This is a genomic window from Frankia nepalensis, from assembly GCF_016786325.1.
GTDB classification, from domain to species: Bacteria; Actinomycetota; Actinomycetes; order Frankiales; family Frankiaceae; genus Pseudofrankia; species Pseudofrankia nepalensis.
The window spans coordinates 1,295-3,172 of the sequence record NZ_JADWYU010000308.1 but is presented as its reverse complement, the minus strand read 5'-3'; the positions used below and the strand labels follow the sequence as shown (position 1 = coordinate 3,172).

Below are 1,878 nucleotides of genomic sequence, written 5' to 3'. Positions count from 1 at the left end.
CCCACCCCGGCGGCCAAAGCCCGGGGCCCGGCCCCCCACCCCAGGACATCTCTGGTTCGGGCCCGGGCACCCGGTCACCCGCCATTCGCGTGTCGGCGGCTCGACGCCCGCGCCGTCTCCGGTCGTGGCCGCCAGGCCGCCAGGCCGCCCCTCGGCGGCTATTCGGTCTCGAGCAGGCCCTGGATCTGACCGGCGCGAGACGCCGTCCTGGCGCCGACGCCGAGCACCTGCAGGAAGCCCTCGGAGTCCTTGTGGTCGAACGCGCCCACGCTGCTCATCGAGGCGTCCTCCTCGGAGTAGAGCGAGTGCGGGATGTCGGCGGCCCCGGCGAAGTTGACGGTCCCCTTGTAGAGCTCAAGGGTGACGGTGCCGGACGCGAGTTCCGCGACCTCGGAGACCACCTTGCGGGCCAGCTGGGAGCCGAGATCCTCGCCGTACGCCTGGTAGAGCTGTTCGCCAAGGAACTCGGCGGCGAACATGAAGATCCGCCGGGCGCGGCGGTCCAGGATCGTCTGCAGCAGGTACTCGTAGGCGCTGCCGAGCAGCTCCATACCTGGTGCCTCGTAGACGCCGCGGGACTTCACACCGACAAACCGGTTCTCGACCAGGTGCAGGTTGATGCCGATGCTGTGCCGCCCGCCGATCTTGTTGACCAGTTCGAGGGCATCCGCCGGGTCCGACACCGTCTGGCCAGCGATCGAGACCGGACGGCCCTTCTCGAACGTGATCGTCACGAGTTCGGGCTGGTCCGGGGCGTCGACCGGGCGAACACCCATGATCGGATCGACGAAGTTCGCGCCGGTGCCCAGCGACTCGAGCACGCCCGCCTCGTGCGTGAGACCCAGCAGGTTCGCGTCGGTGGAGTAGGGCGACGTGCGGGTGGCCCGGATCGGCAGGCCGTGCTTCTCACAGTAGTCGATCATCTCCTCGCGGCCACCGAAGGCGTCGAGGAAGGCCTGGTCCCGCCAGGGCGCGTAGACGGAGACACTGGGCGCCAGCATGTTCGGGACGAGCTGGAACCGCGCCTGGTCATTGCCCCGGCCGGTCGCGCCGTGGCTGAGAATCTTGATGCCGCGCTCGAGGATGTGCGGAAGCACCCCGCGGATCGTGACGTACCGGCCGAGCGGGGTCGTGTTCCAGTACCGACCCTCATACCGGGTGAGGCCCTGAACCGCCTGGATGCCAGCCTCGCCCATCTCGGTCCGCAGCGGGACGATGACCGCCTCGACCGCGCCACAGGCCTTCATCCGATCGGCGACGACGTCGAGGCCCTCACGCTCGTCCGGCTGGCCGAGATCCGCCGTGAAACAGATGACCTTGACATCATGCGAGGTCAGCCAGTGAGTGACCGTGCAACTGTCGAGCCCACCCGACGCGAAGAACGCGACGCTCTCGCCCTTGAGGTCCTTGATCTCCATGTCGTCCCGCTCCCGTCCGATGGGCCCAGTTGAATCCATGACCAGTCAGCATCAAGCCGGTCCGCCTCAGCGGCTCCGGCCACTCCTGCCGCGTCAGGACGGCCGTTCCTGGTCTTCCGCCGCTCCGCCAGCCGAGCGACGGACTACAGCCTGCCTGGTCAGAACCCACGCATCCGTCCAGGACGCTATGACCTGACCCGCACCCGCGCCCGCAATTCTATACACAGCACCGCATGCTCATCCACCGCCCGGCAGCGGACCGCGCCACGACCGCCCGTAGTTCCCTGGCGCTCGTCGCTCTCGGAGCACCGGCGGTGCCGACTCTGAGGGCGAGGGCTCGCTCCGGTCAAAGTCCACGCCACCGCCGCGGGTCGGACCCACACCAGCGCGCGGCAGAACGCGGAGATCCACAGCGCGCGGCAGAACGCGGAGATCCACAGCGCGCGGCAGAACGCGGAGA

Annotated in this window: 1 protein-coding gene; it reads right to left on the bottom strand. The window is 69.0% G+C overall.

Annotated elements, in window-relative coordinates; translation table 11 throughout:
• Nucleotides 1-158 precede the first annotated feature (158 nt).
• The gene (gene argG, locus I6A81_RS40785; RefSeq protein ID WP_203008052.1) at nucleotides 159-1,418 is read right to left on the bottom strand and encodes an argininosuccinate synthase; all 1,260 of its coding nucleotides are present in this window, start codon (nucleotides 1,416-1,418) and stop codon (nucleotides 159-161) included.
• Nucleotides 1,419-1,878: the final 460 nt, after the last annotated feature.